The 19,023-nt window shown below is 70.9% G+C and carries 17 protein-coding genes; 11 read left to right on the forward strand and 6 right to left on the reverse strand.

All coding sequences use genetic code 11. The features are described 5' to 3' along the window. Window positions 1-104 precede the first annotated feature (104 nt). The 6 genes from J5Y09_RS05485 to J5Y09_RS05510 all read left to right on the forward strand — a co-directional run bounded on the left by J5Y09_RS05485 (window position 105) and on the right by J5Y09_RS05510 (window position 5,148). Window positions 105-281, forward strand: coding sequence for a hypothetical protein (locus tag J5Y09_RS05485; protein WP_209350738.1), 177 nt, complete (start codon window positions 105-107; stop codon window positions 279-281). 26 nt (window positions 282-307) lie between these two features. Next, complete coding sequence (gene pufA, locus J5Y09_RS05490; protein WP_198375516.1) at window positions 308-487, forward strand: light-harvesting protein; 180 nt, start codon at window positions 308-310, stop codon at window positions 485-487. A gap of 122 nt (window positions 488-609) precedes the next feature. Beyond that, window positions 610-1,437: a photosynthetic reaction center subunit L gene (gene pufL, locus J5Y09_RS05495; RefSeq protein WP_209350739.1), complete on the forward strand. Its 828-nt coding sequence runs from the start codon at window positions 610-612 to the stop codon at window positions 1,435-1,437. A 21-nt stretch (window positions 1,438-1,458) separates the two neighbouring features. Beyond that, complete coding sequence (gene pufM / locus J5Y09_RS05500; RefSeq protein WP_209350740.1) at window positions 1,459-2,439, forward strand: photosynthetic reaction center subunit M; 981 nt, start codon at window positions 1,459-1,461, stop codon at window positions 2,437-2,439. Then, entirely contained in the window at window positions 2,436-3,524 is a 1,089-nt protein-coding gene (gene pufC, locus J5Y09_RS05505) for a photosynthetic reaction center cytochrome PufC (protein ID WP_209350741.1), read from the forward strand. The genes pufM and pufC overlap by 4 nt, the downstream gene beginning before the upstream one ends. A 91-nt stretch (window positions 3,525-3,615) precedes the next feature. Further along, entirely contained in the window at window positions 3,616-5,148 is a 1,533-nt protein-coding gene (locus J5Y09_RS05510) for a phytoene desaturase (protein WP_209350742.1), read from the forward strand. On the opposite strand, the gene crtD is transcribed toward J5Y09_RS05510, so the two are convergent. Together crtD and J5Y09_RS05520 are read right to left on the reverse strand one after the other, a co-directional pair. Then, window positions 5,132-6,652 (reverse strand): 1-hydroxycarotenoid 3,4-desaturase CrtD, encoded by a 1,521-nt coding sequence (gene crtD / locus J5Y09_RS05515; RefSeq protein ID WP_209350743.1) that lies wholly within the window; start codon window positions 6,650-6,652, stop codon window positions 5,132-5,134. The two genes, J5Y09_RS05510 and crtD, sit on opposite strands and share 17 nt — an antisense overlap. A 6-nt stretch (window positions 6,653-6,658) precedes the next feature. After that, window positions 6,659-7,396 carry a hypothetical protein gene (locus J5Y09_RS05520; RefSeq protein ID WP_209350744.1) on the reverse strand — a complete coding sequence of 246 codons (738 nt, stop codon included), beginning with the start codon at window positions 7,394-7,396 and terminating at the stop codon, window positions 6,659-6,661. Window positions 7,397-7,507: 111 nt separating this feature from the next. Between J5Y09_RS05520 and J5Y09_RS05525 the strand changes: the two genes are divergently transcribed. Both J5Y09_RS05525 and J5Y09_RS05530 read left to right on the forward strand, forming a co-directional pair. After that, on the forward strand, window positions 7,508-8,905 hold the full coding sequence (locus J5Y09_RS05525) for a cytochrome P450 (protein ID WP_209350745.1): 1,398 nt from the start codon (window positions 7,508-7,510) through the stop codon (window positions 8,903-8,905). Continuing rightward, on the forward strand, window positions 8,902-10,032 hold the full coding sequence (locus tag J5Y09_RS05530; RefSeq protein ID WP_209350746.1) for an ATP-grasp domain-containing protein: 1,131 nt from the start codon (window positions 8,902-8,904) through the stop codon (window positions 10,030-10,032). The genes J5Y09_RS05525 and J5Y09_RS05530 overlap by 4 nt, the downstream gene beginning before the upstream one ends. A gap of 94 nt (window positions 10,033-10,126) precedes the next feature. Here the strand turns inward: J5Y09_RS05530 and J5Y09_RS05535 are convergent, their stop codons facing one another. The 3 genes from J5Y09_RS05535 to J5Y09_RS05545 form a co-directional block, all read right to left on the reverse strand. Further along, the gene (locus J5Y09_RS05535; RefSeq protein WP_209350747.1) at window positions 10,127-11,830 is read right to left on the reverse strand and encodes a methyl-accepting chemotaxis protein; all 1,704 of its coding nucleotides are present in this window, start codon (window positions 11,828-11,830) and stop codon (window positions 10,127-10,129) included. Between the two features lie 454 nt (window positions 11,831-12,284). After that, a complete protein-coding gene (locus tag J5Y09_RS05540) occupies window positions 12,285-13,220 on the reverse strand; it encodes a carotenoid 1,2-hydratase (RefSeq protein WP_342451415.1) in 936 nt (311 codons plus the stop codon). Beyond that, on the reverse strand, window positions 13,217-14,854 hold the full coding sequence (locus J5Y09_RS05545; protein WP_209350748.1) for a GMC family oxidoreductase: 1,638 nt from the start codon (window positions 14,852-14,854) through the stop codon (window positions 13,217-13,219). The genes J5Y09_RS05540 and J5Y09_RS05545 overlap by 4 nt, the downstream gene beginning before the upstream one ends. A gap of 94 nt (window positions 14,855-14,948) precedes the next feature. Between J5Y09_RS05545 and J5Y09_RS05550 the strand changes: the two genes are divergently transcribed. Genes J5Y09_RS05550 through J5Y09_RS05560 form a run of 3 tightly spaced genes read left to right on the forward strand, consistent with a single transcriptional unit; the run spans window position 14,949 to window position 17,301 of the window. Further along, window positions 14,949-15,665 carry a PIG-L deacetylase family protein gene (locus tag J5Y09_RS05550; RefSeq protein ID WP_209350749.1) on the forward strand — a complete coding sequence of 239 codons (717 nt, stop codon included), beginning with the start codon at window positions 14,949-14,951 and terminating at the stop codon, window positions 15,663-15,665. Next, a complete protein-coding gene (locus tag J5Y09_RS05555; protein WP_209350750.1) occupies window positions 15,662-16,498 on the forward strand; it encodes an alpha/beta fold hydrolase in 837 nt (278 codons plus the stop codon). Before J5Y09_RS05550 ends, J5Y09_RS05555 begins: the two co-directional genes overlap by 4 nt. Continuing rightward, on the forward strand, window positions 16,495-17,301 hold the full coding sequence (locus J5Y09_RS05560) for an ABC transporter substrate-binding protein (protein WP_209350751.1): 807 nt from the start codon (window positions 16,495-16,497) through the stop codon (window positions 17,299-17,301). The genes J5Y09_RS05555 and J5Y09_RS05560 overlap by 4 nt, the downstream gene beginning before the upstream one ends. Before the next feature lie 3 nt (window positions 17,302-17,304). On the opposite strand, the gene J5Y09_RS05565 is transcribed toward J5Y09_RS05560, so the two are convergent. Next, window positions 17,305-19,014, reverse strand: coding sequence for an N-acyl-D-amino-acid deacylase family protein (locus J5Y09_RS05565; protein ID WP_209350752.1), 1,710 nt, complete (start codon window positions 19,012-19,014; stop codon window positions 17,305-17,307). Between the last annotated feature and the right edge of the window lie 9 nt (window positions 19,015-19,023).

Below are 19,023 nucleotides of genomic sequence, written 5' to 3' on the forward strand. Positions count from 1 at the left end.
ATGCGCGCCATCAGTCGGCTTCGGTGGCGGTCAACCGCCGAAGCGATCCCAGCCGCGCGGGAACTGCGCGGTAACCGCCGAAAGGCGACTGTGGAGGTCTCCCAATGGCCGAAGCACGTACGCGTCTGACGGAGGAGCAGGCCCGAGAGGTCCATTCCCTGGTTGTCCAGGGTTGGGTGTTCTCGGTCTTCGCCTCCATGGGCGCTCATATCCTCGTCTGGCTGTGGCGGCCGATGGTCTACACGGGCCAGATGGTCCCGCCCGACTGGCGCTTCTTCTGAAGCCGAACCGGAAAGGATCATAGCTCATGCATAAGATCTGGATGGTCATCGACGCACGCCGCGTGGGGTTCCTCGGCGCGGCTGGCGTGGTGGCGGTTGCGGCGGTGATTCACTTCGCCGTCCTCAGCTCGCCGCGTTACTGCGACCACCTCGGCTGGTGCGCGACCACGCCGACCTTCGTCCCCGGCCAGCGCGTCGGGGGCTGAGGCCAGCGTACCGCGCCGCGCTGCGGCGGACTGGGCGAGGCCCCTGAAAGGGCCTCGCCCGCACACCCGAAGGCCGAGACCGGACGGCGGGGACTTTCCTGCCCGAGGGAGGAGTAACAGCGATGGCCATGCTCAGTTTCGAGCGGAAGTACCGCGTCCGCGGCGGCACCCTGATCGGGGGCGACCTGTTCGACTTCTGGATCGGGCCGTTCTGGGTCGGGTTCTTCGGCGTGACGACGGCGTTCTTCAGCTTCGTCGGTACCGCGTTGATCCTGATCGGCGCGGCAAAACAGGGGACCTGGAACCCCTGGCTCATCAACATCGCACCGCCGGACCTCTCCTACGGGCTGAGGCTGGCGCCGATGTACGAGGGCGGGTTGTGGCAGATGATCACCATCTGCGCGATCGGCGCCTTCGTATCCTGGGCACTGCGCCAGGCGGAGATCAGCCGAAAGCTCGGCATGGGATACCACATCCCCATCGCCTACAGCGTCGCGGTCTTCGCCTACATCACGCTCGTGGTGATCCGGCCCGTGCTCATGGGCGCCTGGGGGCACGGCTTCCCGTATGGGATCTGGAGCCACCTCGATTGGGTGTCGAACGTCGGGTACCAGTACCTGCACTTCCACTACAACCCGGCGCACATGATCGCGGTGTCGTTCTTCTTCACCACGGTCCTCGCGCTGTCGCTGCACGGCGCGCTGGTGCTCTCCGCGCTCAACCCGCCGCCCGGCGAGCCGGTGAAGACGGCCGAGCACGAGAACACCTTCTTCCGCGACTTCATCGGCTACTCGATCGGCACCCTCGGCATCCATCGCCTCGGGCTGTTCCTCGCGCTGTCGGCCGGGTTCTGGAGCGCGGTCTGCATTGTCATCAGCGGTCCCTTCTGGACGCGCGGCTGGCCGGAATGGTGGGGCTGGTGGCTCAACCTGCCGATCTGGCGGAACTGACGGGAGGGGGAGACACACGCCATGCCTGAATATCAGAACATCTTCACCCGGGTGCAGGTCCGCGGACCGGTACCCTACCCTGGGGTCCCGCTCGGCCCGGACAACGACGCGCGGGACGGCACGCCGACCTACGTGCACCTGTTCGGCAAGCTCGGCGACGCGCAGGTGGGGCCGATCTACCTCGGCTACACCGGCCTGCTCTCGATCCTCTTCGGCTTCATCGCCTTCGAGATCATCGGGCTCAACATGCTGGCCTCGGTGAACTGGGATCCGGTGCAGTTCATCCGCCAGCTCTTCTGGCTGGCGCTTGAGCCGCCGCCGCCCCAGTACGGGCTGCGCTTCCCGCCGATGCGCGAAGGCGGCTGGTGGCTGGTCGCCGGCTTTTTCCTGACGCTGTCCATGCTGCTGTGGTGGGTGCGCACCTACCGCCGGGCACGTGAACTCGGCATGGGCACGCATGTGGCCTGGGCCTTCGCGGCGGCGATCTGGCTCTACCTGGTGCTCGGCTTCATCCGCCCGATCGCCATGGGCTCCTGGAGCGAGGCTGTGCCCTTCGGCATCTTCCCGCACCTCGACTGGACCGCGGCCTTCTCCATCCGGTACGGGAACCTGTTCTACAACCCGTTCCACGCGCTCTCGATCGTCTTCCTCTACGGGTCGACGCTCCTGTTCGCAATGCATGGCGCGACCATCCTCGCCCTCGGGCGGTATGGCGGCGAGCGCGAGATCGAGCTGACGCTCGACCGCGGCACGGCGGCGGAGCGCGGCGGCCTGTTCTGGCGCTGGTGCATGGGCTTCAACGCCAGCTTCGAGAGCATCCACCGTTGGGCCTGGTGGTTCGCGGTGCTCTGCCCGATCACGGGCGGGATCGGGATCCTCCTGACCGGCACCGTGGTCGACAACTGGTACCTCTGGGCGGTCGACCGGCACTTCGCACCCGCCTACCAGATGCCCTGGCCGCCGACGCCGGATCCGGCCGCCATGCAGGGAGCGGGTCGATGAGCAACACCAACATCAAGATCGCGATCGCGGTCACAGGGCTGGTGCTGGCCGCGATCCTCGTGCCGACCTTCGAGCGGCCGCCGGTGGTCACCGATCAAGGTGGCTTCCGGGGCACCTCGATGGGCGCGGTGGTCAACCCGCGGATCCGCGCCACGACGGTGGCGGCGAACCAGGCGCCGGCGGCGCCCGAGGCCGCCGACAACGACGGCGACCGCGTGAGCACGCTCTACCAGAACGTGCAGCTGCTGGGCGATCTCTCGAACGCCCAGTTCCTCCGCATCATGCAGGCGATGACGGAGTGGGTGGTGCCGCAGGAAGTGCGCGACGCCGGCAACGGCTGCGCCTACTGCCACAACATCGAGAACATGGCCTCGGACGAGGTCTACACGAAGGTGGTCTCGCGCCGGATGCTGCAGATGGTGCGCACCATCAACAACCACCCGCATGTCGGCCAGAACGGCGTGACTTGCTATACCTGCCACCGCGGCCGGGCCGTTCCCGCCGAGGTGTGGTCAACCCTGCCCATGTCCCGTGCCGGCCTCCAGGCACCGACCGGGCAGAACCAGCCTTCGCGCGCGGCGGCCGGTGCCTCGCTCGCCCTCGACCCGTTCACGCCCTACCTGCTGCAGGACCGGCCGATCCGCGCGATCAGCCGCACCTCGCTGCCCGGCTACAACGACACCAGCATCCAGCAGACCGAGAGCACATACTCGCTGATGATGCACATGTCCGCGGGCCTCGGCGTGAACTGCACCTTCTGCCACAACAGCCGCTCCTTCGCGGAATGGGCGCAGAGCCCCCCGCAGCGGACTACCGCATGGCACGGCATCCGCATGGTGCGGGACGTGAACATGACCTACATCGAACCGCTCACGCCGCTGTGGCAGGCCAACCCGAACGGGCCGCCTGAGTCTCCGCGGCAGGTCCGGCTCGGCGCCATGGGCGATGCGCTCAAGGTGAACTGCGCGACATGCCATCGGGGCGTGAACCGTCCACTCAACGGTGCCCCGATGCTCCAGGACTATCCCGAGCTGCGCACAATTCGCGATGGACCCGCCCGTTCGGCGGCCCTCGCTCCGCAGTAGTGACGGCGGCGGCGCCACTCCCCGGTCGCCGCCGGGGATAGATGGGGGAGCGGCTCGTCCGCTCCCCCCTTTTTCTTTCTGGGAGCCCGAGATGCCACGCGACGGCAGCGACACACCCCGCGACACCAGGCCCCATGCGATCGTCATCGGCTCGGGCTTCGGCGGCCTTGCGGCTGCGATCCGCCTCTCCGCCCGCGGCTGGCGCGTGACGGTGCTGGAAAAGCTCGATGCGCCGGGCGGGCGCGCCTATGTCTACCGCCAGGACGGCTTCACCTTCGATGCCGGCCCGACCATCATCACCGCGCCCTACCTGATCGAGGAATTGTGGACGATGGCGGGGCATCGCCTCGCCGACGACGTCACGATCCGCGAGCTCGATCCCTTCTACTTCATCCGCTTCGACGACGGCACGGTGATGCGCTGCGGCGCGGACATCGACGAGACGCGGGCCGAGGTCCGCCGCATCGCGCCCGAGGACGTCGCCGGCTTCGACCGCTTCATCCTGGACAGCGAGGCGATCTACCGCGTCGCCTTCGAGCAGCTGGTCGACCAGCCCTTCCACCGCTTCTCTACGCTGCTGAAGGCCGCGCCGGACATGATCCGGCTGCAGGGCTACCGCAGCGTCTATTCCAAGGTGTCCGGATACTTCAGCAACGAGAAGCTGCGGACGGCCTTCTCCTTCCATCCGCTGCTGATCGGCGGCAACCCGCTGACCACGACGGCCTATTACTGCCTGATCGCGCATCTGGAACGGAAGCATCGCGTCCACTACGCCATGGGCGGCATGGGCGCGCTGGTGCAGGGCATGGCGAGGCTGATCGGCCGGCTCGGCGGCACGCTGCGCTACGAGGCCGAGGTCGCGCGGATCGAGGTCGTGCAGGGCCGCGCGGCGGGCGTCACCCTCGCGAACGGGGAACGGATCGACGCGGACATCGTCGTGTCCAACGCCGATGTCGCCTGGACCTATTCGCGCCTGCTCGGCCACCATCCGCGCCGCCGCTGGACGGACCGGAAGATCGCGCGCGCGCGCTACTCGATGTCGCTGTTCGTCTGGTACTTCGGCACGCGGCGGCGCTACGAGGACGTCTATCACCACACCATGGTGCTCGGGCCGCGCTACGGCGAATTGTTGACCGACATCTTCTCCCGCAAGCGGCTCGCCGACGACTTCTCGCTCTATCTCCACCGCCCCTCGGCGTCCGACCCGTCGGTCGCGCCGGAAGGCTGCGATGCCTTCTACGTGCTCGCGCCCGTGCCGCACCTGGGCAGCGGCACCGACTGGGCGGCGAAGGCCGAGCCCTATCGCGCCGCGATCCAGAAGCGGCTGGAGGAGACGGTGCTGCCCGGCCTCGGGGAGAACATCGTCTCCTCCCGCGTCATGACGCCGCAGGATTTCCGCGACCGTCTGCTCTCGGTCAACGGCGCGGCCTTCGCCCTGGAGCCGCAGCTGTTCCAGAGCGCCTGGTTCCGCCCGCACAATGTCAGCGAGGAGGTCGCGAACCTGTTCCTCGTCGGCGCCGGGACGCATCCCGGCGCGGGCGTGCCCGGCGTGATCTCCTCCGCCAAGATCCTGGACAAGGTCGTGCCGACGGGCGCCGAGTGGCGCGCTACCGCCCGGGCCTGAAGGCGATCGTGCTGCGCCGACGCCCGGCGCGGTCCTCCAGCAGTCGCGCGGCGGCCAGGCGCCCGGACATGGTCGCCATCGGCACGCCCGGCCCGGGATGCACGCCGCCGCCGGCGAGATAGAGCCCCGGCAGCGGCGACCGCGCGCCGGGGCGCGAGAAACTGCCGTTGAAGCCGTGGCCAAGCCGCCCGTAGAGCGCGCCGCCCGTCGCCGGGAACAGCGCGTGGAAGCCGGCCGGCGTGGTGACGACCTCCGCGCCCTCGTCGCGGCGGATGCTCAGGCCGCAGGCACCGAGCAGTTCGAAGGTGCGGCCCGCGACATGCGTGGGGTCGAGCGCGCCGCGATCGCCATCCGGCGGCGCATTGACCAGCAGCAGCATCCGCTCCCGCACGCCCGGCTCCGGCCGCCCGCCCGCGCCGCGATCCTGCGCGCACAGATAGACGGTCGGCGCGGCGGCCACGGTGCGGCGGCGCAGGACCGCGTCGAATTCCTCGGCGTAGTCCTCGGCGAAGAAGACGTTGTGGTGCTCGAGGTCGAAGCCCTCGGTCGGCGCGTTCACGCACCAGGTGACGGCGGACAGGGTGCGTTCCAGCCGTGGCACGGGCTCGGCCGCGATGCGCGCGGCGTCGCCGAGCAACCCGGCGGCGAGCGCGTCCGGCGCGCCGTTGAACAGCACCGCGTCCGCCTCCAGCCTCTCGCCATCGGCCAGCTCGACGCCGGCCGCGCGGCCGCGGGCGACCAGGATGCGACGGACCTCGGTGCCGAAGCGGAAGACCGCGCCCTGGGATTCGGCCAGTTCACGGATGGCGTCGGCGACGCGCCGCATGCCGCCCTTCACGAGCCAGACGCCGTCCTGTTCCACATGCGCGATCAGCATCAGCGTCGCCGGCGCGAGGAAGGGGGAACAGCCGACATAGGTCGCGTAGCGCGCAAACAATTGCCGCAGCCGCGGGTCGGAGAAATGCTCCCCGAGCGAGGACCAGAGCGTGGCGAAGGGGGATGTCCGCACCAGCCGGTCGAGATTCCCGAAGCCGACGCGCCGCACGAGGTCGAGCTGGGAGGGGCGTTCCGCCGCGATGAAGGTGCCGACCAGCGTGCGGTACATGTCGGCGCTGCGCTTGCAGAAGGCGCGATAGCCGGCGGCGTCGCGGGCCCCGGCGAAGTCGCCGATCGCCTCGGTGGACCGCTCGATATCGGCGAACAGGTCGAGCCGCCCGCCGCGGCGCCAGGCATGGCGCGCGAGGATCTCCGCCTTGTGCAGTTCGAGGTGGTCTTCCATCCGCCGGCCGGCATCGGCGAACAGCCCCTCGAAGATCCATTTCATCGTGAAGACGGTCGGGCCGCCATCGATGCCGGCCCCGTCCACTTCCACGCGCCGCATCTTGCCGCCGGGGGCGGCGGCGCGGTCGAGCACCGTCACCCGCGCGCCGCGCCGCGCGAGGTCGGCCGCGGCGGCCAGACCGCCGGCGCCGGCGCCGACGACGATGACGCGCGGGTCAGGCACGCCGCGTCAGGCCGGGGCGGTGCGGCGCGCGGCGGATTGCCGGTCCACCGCGCGCCAATGCCACAGGATGATGGCGATGCCGGTCGCGCAGGGGATGGCCCACATCACCGGGTTCAGCGCCAGTTCCGGCAGGACGCGCACGGATCCGAAGGCCATGAAGGCGGTGTAGACGGAGATCCCCGCGCCCACGAGCGCCTTCACATGTTCCTTCAGCCAATAGGTCGGGCCGGGCGATTCGCTGCGCAGGAAGCGCATGTTGGTCACCACGGTCGCAACACCCACGATGGCGATGCCATGCATCAGCGGCTGGCCGATCAGCCAGCCCTGGAAGGAGCAGTTCAGCGAGGCGAGCAGCAGCGCGAATTGCAGCCCGAGGTTCAGCGGCGTCCGGTTGCGCGCATGCCCGCCGCGCTTGTTCAGCACCGCGAGCCAGCCATACCAGGCGAGGTTCACCGTCAGCACGCCCGTCGTCAGCATCATCCACCCGAAGATGCCGCGCAGGAAGGCGGGCTCGAAGCGGCCTTCCAGGTGCGGATGCGTGCCGATCGGGTCGATCAGCGTGAGCGTCGCCATGCACATGGCGAGGCTGCCGGTGACCAGCATGCAGCGGTTGAAAAGCCGGCCCCACCAGCGATGATTCGCACCGCCCTTCCGGCCCAGCACGGGCACCCAGAAGGCGACGGCGCCCGTCGCGCCCGTGACGATGTGGGCGGCGATCAGGCCGTGGAACAGCAACAGTTCCATCGCGCGGCACCCTCTGCGATCGACTGACAATCTGCCGTGACAGATACGCCTGTCAAGAAACGGAATAGGGTGCTTATCTGGCGCACCGCCGCCTGTCACGAAGGCCATGCGATGAGTGCCTCGCTCGCCCTGCCGATCCTCCCCTGGGCGCCCTTCGAACCGCCCCACCCCCGATCCCTGCCGGCCGTGGTCGCGCTGATCCGCGCGCTGATGGAAGGGGACGGCAACCTGCTCGGCCTGCTCCCGGCCGAGGCCTACCGCATGCCGATCGGCCCGCTTGGCTGGTCGCGCCGGTCGACCATCATCGTCAACCGGCCGGACCTCGTGCGGCACGTGCTCGCCGACCCGGAAGGCATCTTCCCCAAGAGCGACCTGATGGTGAACGCGCTCGATCCGCTGATCGGCGATTCCATCTTCGTCTCCTCGGGCGACACCTGGCGGCGCCAGCGCGCCATGATCGACCCGGCGCTGACCATGATGCGCGTGAACCGCGCCTTCCCGGCGATGGAGGCCGGGGCGGAGGAGGCGGAGGCGTCGCTCTCCCGCCTCGCCGCCAATGGCGAGCCCTTCTCGCTCGACCTGATGATGAGCCACCTGACGGCCGACATCATCTGCCGCACCGTCTTCTCGACCAGCCTGCAGACCCAGGTGGCGCACGAGGTCTTCGACGCCTTCACCGATTTCGAGCGCAGCGTCGCGCAGGTCGAGATCCGCCGCCTGATCATGGACCGGGCCTGGACGCGCATCCCGCAGAAGAAGCATGTGCTCGACGCCTGCACGCTGATCCGCAGCCATCTCGGCGCGCTGCTCGACACGCATCTCGCCGAGGGCGCCGATTTCGACGACATCTGCAAGGCGGTGATGGAGGCCCGCGACGCCGAGGACCGCGCCTTCACGCGCAAGGAGCTGATCGACCAGCTCGGCGTGCTGTTCCTCGCCGGGCACGAGACGAGCGCGAGCGCGCTGACCTGGGTGTTCTTCATCCTCGCGACCCAGCCCGCCCTGGTCGCGCGGCTGCGGGCCGAGGTCGCGGAGGTCTGCGGCGACGGGCCGATCACCTTCGAGCACACGCGCAAGCTGCCCTTCGTGCGCAACGTGTTCCGCGAGACCCTGCGGCTATATCCGCCCATCACCTTCCTGCCGCGCGTGGCGAACGAGGCGACCTCGCTCGACGGCTACCCCATACGCAAGGGCGCGCTGGTGATGGTCGCGCCCTGGGTGCTGCATCGCCACCAGGCCTATTGGAAGCGGCCGCACATCTTCGACCCCGACCGCTTCGACGCGGCGCGGGAAGGGGAGGTCGCCGCCGGCGCCTACATCCCCTTCGGCATCGGCCCCCGCGTCTGCGCCGGCGCCGCCTTCGCGCAGGTGGAGGCGGTGCTGCTGGTCGCCCGCCTGTTCCGCCGCTTCGACTTCCATGTCGCGCAGCCCGAGAAGGTCCGCCCCGCCGCGCGGCTGACGACCCGCCCCGTCGCGCAGGTGATGGCGAGGGTCGCCGCGGCGCGATGAGCACCGTCCTGCTGACCCTCGGCCGGCTGCCCAAGGCGCTCGACCTCGCACGCGCCTTCCATGGCGCGGGCTGGCGCGTCGTGGTCGCCGAGCCCTTCCGCAAGCACCTGGCCGGCGCATCCAACGCCGTCGCACGGAGCATCGTCGTGACGGCGCCGGCGGAGGACCGGGAGGCCTATCTCCGCGACCTGCTGCGCGTGGTCGAGGAGGAGGCGGTCGACCTCGTCCTGCCCGTCTCGGAAGAAGTGGTGCATGTCGCAGCGCTGCATGGCCGGCTGCCGGCGCGCACGCGGCTCTTCGCGATGCCGGCCGAAGCGGTGCTCGCGGCGCATGACAAAGGCGCCTTCGCGGCGCAGTCCGGGGCCTGGGGCCTTCCGGTGCCGTCCACGCATCCGCTGGGCGACGAGACGGCGGCGCTGCTCGCCGCGCGCCAGGATGTCGTGGTCAAGCCGCTGCATGCCTGCTCGGGCCGTGGGGTGCGGGTGATCCGCCGCGGCGATCCGCTTCCCCCCGCCGATCCTGCCGCGCCCGCCATCGTGCAGGCACGCATCGCGGGCCCCGAGCGCAGCACCTGTTCGCTGGTGCATGCCGGCGTGGTCAGCGGCACGGTGGTCTACCAGGGCCTGATGCAGTCGGGGTCGGTCAGCATCGCCTTCGAGCGGGTGGAGGACCGCCTGATCGAGGCCTTCGTGCGCGACTACGCGGCCGCGACGGGCTGGACGGGCTTCCTCTCCTTCGACTTCATGCTGGACGCGGAAGGGAAGCCCTGGGCGATCGAGTGCAATCCGCGCACCACCAGCGGCCTGCACTTCTTCGCGCCGGAGGACCTCGCCCGCGCCGTGCTCGACCCCGCCCATCCGCTGCGCTTCCGGCCCGAGGGCAGGCTCCAGCAATTCTATTCCTGCCTGACGGAGACGCAGCTCTCGCTGTTCCGCGGTGGCGGCTTCGGGCGCAAGCTGCGCACGCTGGCGACGACGCGGGACGTCACCTGGTCGGCGCGCGACCCTATGCCTTTCCTGACCATGACCGCCACCTCCTGGCCCATCATCCGCGAGGCGATGGCGCGGCGCGCGACCTTCGGGGAGGTCGCGACACTCGATGTCGGCTGGCGCGGCGCGGGCGCCTGAGCCAGGTCCGCTCGGCTTCGTGGCGACGGGGCAGGGGCCGGAGACCGGAGCGCGCGGCGTGGCGCGGCCCGGCCTCCAGCCTCCTCCCGGGCGGTCAGGCCGCCCGCAGCCGTGCCACCAGCCGGCCGACCTCGGCCCGGAGCGTCTCGCCCTGACGGGCGACGCCGTCGGCGCCTTCGCGCAGGTCGCGCAACGCCCCGGTCGTCTCGCCGACGCCGGCGTTGACGCGCTCCGCCTGCCTGGACATCTCGCCCGTGCCGGCCGCGGCTTCGCCCACGTTGCGCGCGATCTCGCGCGTCGCCGCGCCCTGCTCCTCCACCGCGGCGGCGATGGCCGCGGCGATCTCGCTGGACTGGTCCACCGTGGCGCCGATGGCGCGGATCGCTTCCACCGCCTGGCCGGTCGCCGACTGCATCTCGGCGATCTGGCGCCCGATCTCCTCGGTGGCCTTCGCGGTCTGCCCGGCGAGGCTCTTCACCTCGGACGCCACGACCGCGAAGCCCTTGCCGGCCTCGCCCGCGCGGGCCGCCTCAATCGTCGCGTTCAGCGCGAGCAGGTTGGTCTGCCCGGCGATGTCGCCGATCAGCCGCACCACCTCGCCGATGCGTCCCGCCGCCTCCGCGAGCGAGTGCACCGTGTCGTTCGTCGCGCGTGCCTCGTCGGACGCACGGCGGGCCACGTTCGCGGCCTCGGCGACGCGGGTGCTGATCTCGGCGACGGAGGCCGCCATCTGCTCGGCCGAGGCCGCCACCGTCTGGACGTTCGCGCTGACCTGCAGGGCGCCCGTCGCCGCGGCGCCGGCCTGTTCGGCGGAGCGGCCGGCCGACGAGGCGAGTCCATCGACCGTAACCTGCAGCTCGGTCGCGGCGCTGGCGAGCGTCGCGCTGACGCCGCCCACGGTCTGCTCCAGTTCGGTGGCCATGCTGCGCTGCGCCGCGCGGCGTTCCTCCTCGGCCTGGCTGCGTGCCGCCGCGGCCTCCGCCTCCAGTTCGCGCGCACGGACCGAGGCCTGCTTCAGCGTCGTGACGGATGCGGTGAGGGCACCGATCTCGTCGCGTGACGTCGCGCCGTCGATCTCGACCGCGAGGTCGCCATTCGCGATGCGCGAGACCTGGTCGGCGAGGCGCGCCACGGGCCGCCCGATGCTGCGGGCGAGGACGAGGCCGCACAGCAGCGCCATCAGCGCCGCGGCGGAGGTGCCGATGATGAGCGCGAGACGCGCCTGGGCGAAGGCATTCTCCATGATCGTCGTACGCTCGGCGAGCAGGCGGTTCTCGACGGCGATGATCTCGGCGGCCTTGGCGCGCACCGCGTCCATCGCGGCCTTGCCGGTGCCTTCCTCCTCCATGCGCCGCGCCTCGCGGCGCGAGGCCTCGTCGCCGCGCGCCATCAGGCTGACCTGCCGGCCGGCATGGCCCTCGGTCCAGGTCAGGGCGGCGCGGTCGAGCTCGACGAGCCGTGCCTGCTGCGCCGCGTTGTCCGCGGTCAGGCGGCGCAGTTCCGCCATCGCCGCGCGATAGGCTTCGCGCCCCCCGTGGAAGGGCTCGAGGAAGCGCTCATCCCCGTTCAGCAGATGGGCCCGGACGCCGGTTTCCTGATTCACCATGCTGGTGACGACGCGTTCGGCCTGTTCGAGCACGCGGTGGGTGTGCTTGCTCCATTCCGTCGCCTCGTCGATCTGGGCGAGCTTGATCCAGGCGGTGCCCCCTGCGGCCGCCGCGGCGATGATGACGACGGCAAAGGCCGTCGCCAGTTTGCGGGCGATTGGCATGTCGGCGATGAAACCGGCTACGCGCATCCCTGTTTTCTCCTGCTGCTCGGCCTTGTCGGCCAGCGTCGTTCGGCGATGAGGAACCGTCGGGGCAGTCGGCGTACCCCTGGGCATGCAACCTTGGTGTCGGTGGCGGGGCTTCGGCCGTCACGCGCCTCGCCGCCGCCGCCCCGCACCGATGGTGGTTTCACCAGCCAACGATGCGTCAGGCCGAATATTCGCCGTTGGCTCTGAAAACTTTGTAAAGCTCACGGATTGGTGCGCACGCGGTCCATGATGCGGCGGTGCGACCGCATCGCCCCGCAGGCCGGTCGCCACGGCCGGGGTGCGGCCGTGGCCAACGACAAGGCGGTGCCGTCGGGGAGGACTTCAGCGCATCGCGACGCCGTGCGGCGGACACGGTCCGCCCACGATCACCGGTCGCGCAGCCATGCCGCGCGGCGGGGCCATCATCGCCAAGGCGGAGCCTGGCGCCGGTCCGCTACCGAAGCGTCCGCGGCACCCTGAAGGGCAGCATCGAATACAGGATCGGCGAGCGGAAGCGCCGCAGGTTCAGGTATTCGTGCACCGCCGTCGATTCCTGCCCAAGCAGGTGGGTGCGGATCTCCGAGCGCGAGTAGAAGGGCGCATCGACCAGCGTGCGCACCGCCTCGACCTTCCCGCCATCCGCCCGCGTCGGGCGCGGCAGGCGCCAGAGCGTCGGCGCCATGCGGGCGGGCGGCGGTGGTTCCATGTCCTCGACCGCGCCGTCGCGCTTCACGCGCAGCGCGAGCGACTGGTGCGAGTTGTCGCGCCGCGTCGCGTTGTAGAGCACCACCGTCTCGTCGCGCATCGGCGCGCGACACCAGTCCCACTCGGCGAAATCCTCCTCGAGCGGGGCGGTGCCGGTGTTGGTGTCGAAATAGGCGGGCCCGGACCAGCGCAGCGCGGGATGCGTCATCGTCACCTCGACGCGCGCGCGCGCCGCGATGGGCTGCCAGCGATGCCGCCCCGCGCCGTCCAGCACGAAGCCGCGGGTCGAGACCGCGTCGGGGATCACCCGCACGCGGCCGGCGAGGCGGGAGGGGACGGGCGCGGTGCGTTCCTCGATGCCGATGGTCAGCGCCGTGCCGTCCCAGTGCAGCGTGCTGGGCCCGATGGCGAGATTGTCCGCATCCCGCTTCAGCGCCGTCGCGCGACGGTCGGTCATGGCCCAGCGCTTCGGACTGCCATAGAGCGCGACGTTCATGCAGCAATGCTCGGCCGGATCGACCTCCCCCCGCCGGTGCGCCCAGGCGAACCAGGGGGAGAAGACGGTGCCGATGAAGGCGATGATGGTGATGCCATGCGCGCCGTCCTCCGACAGCGCGTCCACGTACCACCAGCGGTAGCCGCGGGAGGCGACGGGCTGGTCGAAGGACCAGGGGCGGTCGTTCACGCCGCCGCTTCCAGCGGCGCGCGGCCGCGGATGAAGTCGGATGCCTTCTCGGCGATCATCATGGTCGTCGCGTAGGTGTTCGCCGAGGGCATGGACGGCATGACGGAGGCATCGACGATGCGCAGCGCCTCGAGCCCGTGCACCTGCAGCCGGTCGTTGACGACCGAGGTCCGGTCGGTCTCCGGCCCCATGCGGCAGGTGCCGATCAGGTGGTAGGTCGTGCTGCCGTTGCGGTAGGCGAAGTCGAGCAACTCGTCGTCGCGGTCGACGTTCGGGCCGGGCAGCGTCTCGCGTTCCAGGAACTTCATCATCTGCGGCATGTGCAGCAGGCGGCGGATCAGGCGGATGCCGCCGATATGGACGCGCCGGTCGTTCTCGTCGCTCAGGTAGTTGGGCTGGATCTCGGGGTCCTCGAACACGTCGGTGCTCTTCGCGCGCACCCAGCCGGTGCTCTCAGGGCGGTGCTGCCAGGCGCCGGCGGTGCAGCCCGGATAGTCGTCCAGCACGTAGACCTTGCCCTCGGCGTATGAGCCGGGGGTGAAGACGCCCTGCAGGTCGGGCTCGTCCAGCCCCTCGAAGGATTTCCAGAACAGGTGGACATGCGACGGCGCGGTGGCGAGCATCGAGGGCCGGCCCGTCGCCCAGCGCGCCACCTGCTTCACCAGGCCGAAGCCGCGCGCGAGCTCGTTCAGCGTCTCGACACCCGGTTTGGCGCGCATGACGAGCCGCGAGGCGTAGTGGTCGCGGAAGTTCTCGCCCACCGGCAATTCGTGGAACACCGGCACGCCGATGCGGGCCAGCGTCGAGGCCGGGCCGATCCCCGAGAGCTGCATCAGCCGCGCGGTATTCACCGTGCCGGACGACAGGATCACTTCCTTCCGCGCGCGCACTTCCCGCACAGCGCCGCCGCGTTCGGTCACGTAGCGGATGCCGATGGCGCGCCTGCCTTCGAAGACGATGCCGCAGGCGCGGGCATTGGTGCGCACCTCCAGCTCTGGCCGCCCCATGGCGGGCTTGAGGAAGGCGCGCGCGGCCGAGACCCGCCAGCCCTTCTGGATGCCGCGCTGGTAGTAGCCGACGCCCGCCTGGTCGCCGCTGTTGTAGTCCGGGTTGCGCGGCAGCCCCGCCGCCACGCAGCCTTCCATGAAGGCTTCCGAGAGCGGGTGGACCCAATCCATGTCCGTCACGGGCAGGGCGCCCGACTTGCCCCGCCGGTCGTCGCGGCCGTAGCCGATGCGGTTCTCGGTCCGCATGTAATAGGGTAGGCAATCCGCGTAGCCCCAGCCGCGGTTGCCGCGCTGCGCCCAGCTGTCGAGGTCCGCCGGCTGGCCGCGATTGTAGATCATGCCGTTGACCGAGGAGGACCCGCCCAGCGTGCGCCCCTGGATCGTCTTGATCCGCCGCCCGCCGGTGCGGTCCGTCGGCTCGGTGCTGAACTGCCAGGTGACCGAAGGGTCGACCAGCGTCTTGATGAAGCCGGCCGGCAGATGGATGAAGAAGTTGCGGTCCGGCGGCCCCGCTTCGAGGACGCAGACGCTGGTGCCGGGATCCTCCGTCAGCCGCGCCGCGAGGATCGAGCCGGCCGCGCCGGCGCCGACAATGACGTAGTCGAATGTGTCGGGCGTGGGGACCATGGCGGGCCGGCGTCTCCTGCGGTAATCGGGGCTGCCAGCCTAGGCGCGCATCGGCCGTCCCGCCAGAGCGCGCCCCGTCGCCAGGAGGACCCGCATGGCCCGCACCGCCCTCGTCGTCAGCGCCCATTCCGCCGATTTCGTCTGGCGCTGCGGTGGCGCCATCGCGCTGCACGCGGAAAAGGGCTTCGAGGTCACGGTGATCTGCCTCTCCTACGGCGAGAGGGGTGAGTCCGCGAAGCTCTGGCGCCAGCCCGGCATGACGCTGGAACGCGTGAAGCAGGCGCGCGAGGCCGAGGCGCGCAAGGCCGCCACCGCGCTCGGCGTGCACGACATCCAGTTCTGGGACCTCGGCGACTATCCGATCACCCTGACCAATGAATCCCTGTTCCGGCTCGTGGACGTCTATCGCGCCATCCACCCGGAATTCGTGCTGACCCACAGCAAGGAAGACATCTACAACCGCGACCACCCGGCGGTGACCGACTTCGCCCAGCATGCGCGCATCACCGCCCAGGCGCATGGGCACAATCCGGGGCAGAAGGTGCTCGGCGCGCCGCCCGTCTTCCTGTTCGAGCCGCACCAGCCGGAACAGTGCAACTGGAAGCCCGACGTGCTGCTCGACATCGGCAGCGTCTGGGCGAAGAAGCGCGCCGCGATCGAGTGCATGGAGGGGCAGGAGCACCTCTGGGAATACTACACCCGCGTCGCCCAGCAGCGCGGCGCGCAGGCGGCGCGCAACTCCGACAAGAAGATCGTGTGGGGGGAGGGCTTCCAGTCCGTCTTCCCGCATGTGGTCGAGACGCTGGCGTGAGCTTCGCCGCCCCCCCGCGCCGCGCCGGCTGGATCGACCGGCCCGATGCGCGCATCCGCTACGAGGTGACGGGCGAGGGCCCGGCCATCGTCTTCGCCCATGGCCTCGGCGGGAACCTGATGACCTGGTGGCAGCAGGTGGCGCATTTCGCGCCGCGCTATACCTGCGTCGCCTTCTCCCATCGCGGCTTCTTCCCCTCGACCGCGCCGGCTGAGGGTCCGGACCCGCAGCACTACGCGGCGGACCTCGCGGCGCTGGTGGACGAGCTCGGCCTGGGCGACGTGCGCATCGTCTGCCAGTCGATGGGCGGCTGGACCGGCGTGGAATACGCGCTGATGCGCCCGGGGCGGGTGAAGGCGCTGGTGCTGGGTGCCACGACGGGCTCGCTCGACCCGCGCCAGATGCGGGAGCCGGAACGCGCGCGCCTCGATCCCTGGAAGCAGGAGAGCGCTGCCGCCCGCGCCGCGCTGGTCGCGCGCGGGGTCAACCCGGCCGCCGGCGGGCGAATGGCGGAGGAACAGCCCGCGCTGTACCACCTGTACCAGCACATCTTCGGCCTCAACCACGGCTTCGACCGGGAAGCGGTGCGCGCGAAGCTCGACGCCCATCGCCGCCGCGCGCCGGCGGACCTCGCTGCGGCGCAATGCCCCGTGCTCTTCGTCCCGCCGGAGGAGGACATCGTCCTGCCGCCCTTCGCCGCGGCGGCGATGGCGCGCGACATCCCCGGCGCGCGCGTGGCGCCGCTGCTCAAGGCCGGCCATTCCGCGCAGTTCGAGCGGGCGCGCGAGTTCAACGCGCTGGTCGATGCCTTCTTCGCCGAGGTGGGCGCGTGAGCGCGCGCGTGCTGACGGCCGCCCTGGGCGACTACCCGCACACGGCGTCGCTGCTGGAGACGCCGGCGCTGCGGCTCGAACGCATCGCGGTGAAGCCGATCAGCCGCGCCTTCGCGCCGATGGTGCGCGAACTCCGCTACGACGTCAGCGAGATGGCGATCGCGACCTTCCTGATGGCCAAGGAAGCGGGCGTGCCAATCACGCTGCTGCCGGTCGTCATGGCGGCGCGCTTCCAGGAAGGGGCGATGCTGTGCCGCGCCGATGGGCCGATCCGCGGCCCGACGGACCTCGCCGGCAAGCGCGTCGGCGTGCGCGCCTACAGCCAGACCACGGGCATGTGGCTGCGCGGCACGCTCGCGGAGGAGCATGGCGTGCCGCCCGAGGCGATTGCCTGGACGACCTTCGAGGACGCCCATGTGCCCGGCTTCCGCGATCCGCCCTTCTGCACGCGGGCCCCTGCCGGAGCCGACATGGCGGCGATGCTGCGGGCGGGCGCGCTCGATGCGGCGATCTTCGGCAACGACCTGCCCGCGGGCGACGACCTTCGCCCCGTCTTTCCGGATGTCGCCGCGGCCGGGCGTGCTTTCCAGGCGCGGCATGGCTTCGTGCCGGTGAACCACCTGGTGGTGGTGAAGTCCGACCTCGCGCGCGATGCCGGGTTGGTGGCCGCGCTGCTCGAGGCGTTCGGCGCGGCCACGACGACGCGGGACGCGCTTTCCCCCGCGATCGCGCTCGCCAATCGCTGGTGCGCGGCGCAGGGGCTGCTCGTGCGGCCGCTCGACGCGGCCGCCATCTGGTCCTGACGGCTAGGCCGCGCGCTGCGGCCCGCGCACGAGGCGGCCGGGCAGGGCGCCGGTCGCCTCGCCCTCGCGATAGGTGACGGCGCCGGACAGGATCGTGGCGACGTAGCCCTCCGCCTGCTGCACCAGGCGCTTGCCGCCGGCGGGCAGGTCGTAGCGCATCTCCGGCGCGCGCATGCGCAGGCGCCCGAAGTCGATCACGTTCAGGTCGGCCTTCATCCCCGGCGCTATCACGCCGCGATCGGCAAGCCCCATGGCCGCGGCATTGTCGCGGCTGATCCGCCTGACCGCCTGCTCGACCGGCAGCAGCGGCCCGCGCGCGCGGTCCCGCGCCCAGTGCACCAGCATGTGCGTCATGCAGGAGGCGTCGCAGATGTAGCCGACATGCGCGCCGCCATCGCCCAGCCCCATCAGCGTGTGCGGATGGGTCATCATCTGGCGGATCGCCTCGAGGTCCCCATCCGCGTAATTCAGCAGCGGGCGGTTGAGGATGGCGCGGCCGTCCCGTTCCAGCATCAGGTCGTAGCAGAGTGCTTCCGGCGTCATGCCGCGCGCGGCCGCCATGGCGGCGACGGAGCATTCCGGCGGCGGCTCGTAGTCCGGCGGGTCGCCGAGCGGGAAGATCTTGTCCCAGTTGTTCAGCCGCGCCTTGAGCGCCGGGTCGTCGGTCGCTTCGGCGAGGATGCGCGCGCGCCGCGCCGGGTCGCGCAGCGCCGCGATGCGCTCGGGCAGCGGCAGGTGCATCACCTCGCGGAAGGAGGGCCGCGTCAGGAAGGGGTGCTGGGAGAGCTCGAAGCCGAACATCAGCCCGACCGGACGGCCCATCACCTGGCCGAGCATCGTGACGCCGGCAGCGTTCGCTTCCTCGACGCGGTCGAGCAGCCAGCGCCAGAAGGTCGGCTTCGACTCGCGTTGCAGCAGGGAGAAGGTCATGGGTCGCCCGGCGACGGCGGCGACGCGGCGCAGGCGGGCGAATTCCTCCTCCGGCGGGTCGTCGAAGTCCGAGATCACCTGCAGCCAGCCGCTGCCATGGGCGCGCAGCGCGCGGGCGAGGGCTTCCAGCTCCGCTTCCGGCGCGCCGAGCGTCGGGATGTGGCGGCCGTCGAGCGTGCGGTGCGCGAGCGCGCGCGAGGTCGAGATGCCGACCGCGCCGGCGGCGAGCCCCTCGGCGGCGAGGCGCGCCATCTCGGCGCATTCCTCCGCCGTCGCCTCGGCATGGGCTTCCGCGCGCTCGCCCATCACATGCACGCGCAGCGGCGCGTGGGTGACCATGGCGGCGATGTCGGTGTCGTAGCGCCGGCCGCCGAGGAAGTTCAGGTAGTCCGGGAAGGACTGCCAGGACCAGGGCAGGCCCTCGGTCAGCACCACCTCCGGCAGGTCCTCCACGCCCTCCATCAGCTTGACCAGCATGTCCCGCCGTTCCGGCCGGCAGGGCGCGAAGCCCACGCCGCAATTGCCGATCAGCGCGGTGGTCACACCATTGATGGAGGAGGAGAGCAGCCGCTCGCTCCACGTCGCCTGCGCGTCGTAATGCGTATGGATGTCGACGAAGCCGGGCGTGACGAGCAGGCCCTTGGCCGCGATCTCCTCCACGCCGCGGCCGGCGACGGCGCCGACTTCGACGATGCGGCCGCCGGCGATGGCGACATCGGCCTCCCGCGGCGCGGCGCCCGTGCCGTCCACCACCGTGCCGCCGCGGATCACCAGGTCATGCATGGGCGTGTC

The sequence above is a fragment of the Roseomonas nitratireducens genome, assembly GCF_017813355.1.
Classification (GTDB): domain Bacteria; phylum Pseudomonadota; class Alphaproteobacteria; order Acetobacterales; family Acetobacteraceae; genus Neoroseomonas; species Neoroseomonas nitratireducens.